Origin of the sequence: Pantoea sp. CTOTU46764 (assembly GCF_031974595.1) — a bacterium.
Lineage (GTDB): Bacteria > Pseudomonadota > Gammaproteobacteria > Enterobacterales > Enterobacteriaceae > Pantoea > Pantoea trifolii.
The window spans coordinates 33,994-37,314 of the sequence record NZ_DALYOQ010000030.1; the positions used below are offsets into that span (position 1 = coordinate 33,994).

Here is a 3,321-nt window from a genome sequence, read left to right on the forward strand (position 1 = left end):
GATATACAGCGTAATATGATTTTTTGCCACTGAGATGCCTTTCACCACCGGCAGAACCGGAATGTTGGCAGCCTGGTAATCTTTAAAGCGGAAGATGGCAATCGCATAGGAGTGCGGCATCTGCCACAGGCTAAAGATAGCCAGTAAAATCAACGCGCCAGCATCAAACTGGTTGGTCACTGCGCAGTAGCCAATCACCGGCGGCGCAGCGCCAGAGAGACTACCAATCAGCGTGCCGTAGACAGAGTTACGCTTCATATAGAGGCTGTAAACGCCTACGTAAACCACGAAGCCCATCACCGCCAGCCACATGGCCAGCGGGTTAGCGCCGAAATACAGCAACGCAAAGCCAGCAATACCCAATGCGGTTGCATAAACCAGGCTTACTTTCGCCGAGATCAGGCCTTTGACCAGAACACGGTTCCGCGTTCTCTCCATTTTGATGTCGATATCGCGGTCAATCACGTTGTTAAAAACACAACCTGATGCGACAACCAGCGATACGCCCACCAGCGAGGCGAGAAACAGGGTGTAATCAATGCTGCCTTTCGAAGCCAGCAGGAATCCACCGATCACAGAAATTAAATTGCCGAAAATAATTCCTGGTTTTGTTACTTGCAGGTATTGCTTAATCATTACGCGACTCTTTAGTGGGCCATCATGTTGTAGTTGAGGTTCCACATAATCCACAGTGAGCCTACAACAACAATCAAGATAATGAGTGCTGAGAAGACGATGGCCACCATGTTCCAGCCACCTTCTGATTTGCTGTCTAAGTGCAGGAAGTAGACCAGGTGAACCAGCACCTGAACTACCGCACACACCAGAACCACACCCAGAATAGTGCCGTGTGAAGCGCCGCCATCCATTACCATCCAGAACGGAATACCGGTCAGGATGATAGAGAGGACGAAGCCGATCATGTAAGACTTCACGCTACCGTGCGAAGCGCCATGTTCGTTAACAGAATGACTCATTACATGGCTCCCATCAGGTAGACAACGGTGAATACGCAGATCCAAACCACATCCAGGAAGTGCCAGAACAAGCTGAGGCACATGATACGGGTGCGGTTGGTTGCAGTCAGACCACGTTTAGAAATCTGGAACATCATCACTGCCATCCAGATCAGGCCAGAGGTCACGTGCAGACCGTGCGTGCCGACCAGCGTGAAGAACGCTGACAGGAAGCCGCTGCGATCGGGACCGAAGCCTTCTTTGATCAGGTGATGGAATTCATAGATTTCCATGCCGATAAAGCCAGCACCGAACAGGAAGGTCAACGCTAACCAGCTGATGACCGAACCTTTGTTCTGGTTGTTCATCGCAATCACTGCCATTCCATAAGTAATGGAGCTGAGCAGCAGCAGCGCGGTTTCGACCAGAACGAACGGCAGTTCGAAGATGTCTTTACCTGCCGGGCCACCGGCAGTGTTATTGACCATTACTGCATAGGTCGCAAACAGGGTTGCGAAGATAATGCAGTCACTCATCAGGTAGATCCAGAAGCCAAAGACTTTATTGGCTCCTGCATCGTGATGCCCATGCTCCGCATGGGCGTCGTGGTGGTGTTTTGCAGTTTCAGTTGACATTATTTCAGACCTGCTTTGCTGATTTCGTCAAAGTGCTTCTTCTCGATCTGCTCGACTTCAGCAACCGGCACGTAGTAATCCACGTCTTCATCGAAGCTCTTCACAATCCAGGTGACGATAGTACCCACGAAGGTGAGGCCAGCCAGCCACCAGATATGCCAGATCATGGCGAAACCGAAGACAGTCATCAGGGCCGCGATAACAACAGCTGCGCCACTGTTTTTCGGCATATGAATTTCTTCATATTTTTCTGGCTGCTTGTACGCTTCGCCTTTCTCTTTCATTTCCCAGAACGCATCGCGCTCGTGGATATGCGGGATAACAGCAAAGTTGTAGAACGGCGGCGGTGAAGAGGTTGCCCACTCCAGCGTACGTCCACCCCACGGGTCACCGGTCAGGTCACGGTTCTGATCGCGATCACGCACAGAAACGTAGAACTGGGTAATCTGGCACAGAATACCGCAAGCGATCAGCGCCGCACCGCCTGCTGCAACGACCAGCAGTGAGTGGAACTGAGGATCGATGTCCTGGCTGATACGACGCGTCATACCCATGAAGCCCAGCGCGTACAGCGGCATGAATGCCACGAAGAAGCCGATGATCCAGAACCAGAACGCGCGGATGCCCCATTTTTCATTCAGCGTGAAGCCGAATGCTTTCGGGAACCAGTAGGTCACGCCAGCCATACAACCGAACACCACACCACCGATAATCACGTTATGGAAGTGCGCGATCAGGAACAGGCTGTTGTGCAGAATGAAGTCCGCACCCGGAACCGCCAGCAGAACACCTGTCATACCACCAATCGAGAAGGTCACCAGGAAGCCGATGGTCCACAGCATCGCTGAGTGGAACTCAACGCGACCCTGATACATGGTGAACAGCCAGTTGAAGATTTTCACGCCGGTCGGGATAGCGATGATCATCGTCATGATACCGAAGAAGGCGTTTACGTTCGCGCCCGCACCCATGGTGAAGAAGTGGTGCAGCCAAACGATGAACGACAAGACGGTAATCGCGATGGTCGCCCACACCAGAGAGGTGTAACCGAACAGACGCTTTTTAGAGAAGGTAGCCGTGACTTCAGCAAAGACACCAAACACCGGCAGAACCAGGATGTACACTTCCGGGTGACCCCAGACCCAAATCAGGTTGACGTACATCATCATGTTACCGCCCATTTCATTGGTGAAGAAATGGAAGCCAAGGTAACGGTCAAGCGTCAACAGTGCCAGCGTAACGGTCAGTACCGGGAACGCAGCGATGATCAGGACGTTAGTACACAGTGATGCCCAGGTGAACACCGGCATTTTGAACAGGTCCATGCCCGGTGCACGCATCTTCAGAATGGTAACGAAGAAGTTAATACCGGTCAGTGTCGTACCGATACCGGACAGCTGGAGACTCCAGATCCAGTAATCGACCCCGACGCCAGGACTGTACTCCGCACCCGAAAGTGGCGGATAAGCCAACCAGCCGGTCTGTGCAAACTCGCCCACACCCAGAGAGATGTTCACCAGGATCACACCGATCGCGGTAAACCAGAAGCTCAGGTTGTTCAGGAACGGGAAGGCAACGTCACGTGCACCGATTTGCAGCGGTACCGCGATGTTCATCAGACCTACCACGAATGGCATCGCCACGAAGAAGATCATGATCACGCCGTGAGCGGTGAAGATCTGGTCGTAGTGGTGCGGCGGCAGGAAGCCGGCGTTGTCCCCGAAGGCGAT

Annotated in this window: 4 protein-coding genes; all 4 read right to left on the reverse strand. The window is 52.7% G+C overall.

The window, feature by feature from the left end; translation table 11 throughout:
- The coding region (gene cyoE / locus RTM06_RS12195; RefSeq protein WP_312182462.1) for a heme o synthase at nucleotides 1-636 on the reverse strand (636 nt) is incomplete at its 3' end.
- Between the two features lie 11 nt (nucleotides 637-647).
- Nucleotides 648-977 carry a cytochrome o ubiquinol oxidase subunit IV gene (locus RTM06_RS12200; protein ID WP_007886986.1) on the reverse strand — a complete coding sequence of 110 codons (330 nt, stop codon included), beginning with the start codon at nucleotides 975-977 and terminating at the stop codon, nucleotides 648-650.
- On the reverse strand, nucleotides 977-1,591 hold the full coding sequence (locus RTM06_RS12205; RefSeq protein WP_007886985.1) for a cytochrome o ubiquinol oxidase subunit III: 615 nt from the start codon (nucleotides 1,589-1,591) through the stop codon (nucleotides 977-979). Before RTM06_RS12205 ends, RTM06_RS12200 begins: the two co-directional genes overlap by 1 nt.
- On the reverse strand, nucleotides 1,591-3,321 hold a 1,731-nt coding region (gene cyoB / locus RTM06_RS12210; RefSeq protein ID WP_312182464.1), incomplete at its 5' end, for a cytochrome o ubiquinol oxidase subunit I. The genes cyoB and RTM06_RS12205, both read right to left, overlap by 1 nt.

Excerpts from the sequence above, each read along its gene's own strand:
- RTM06_RS12200 (WP_007886986.1), bottom strand. The coding sequence starts at position 977 with ATGAGTCATTCTGTTAACGAACATGGCGCTTCGCACGGTAGCGTGAAG.
- RTM06_RS12205 (WP_007886985.1), bottom strand. The coding sequence starts at position 1,591 with ATGTCAACTGAAACTGCAAAACACCACCACGACGCCCATGCGGAGCAT.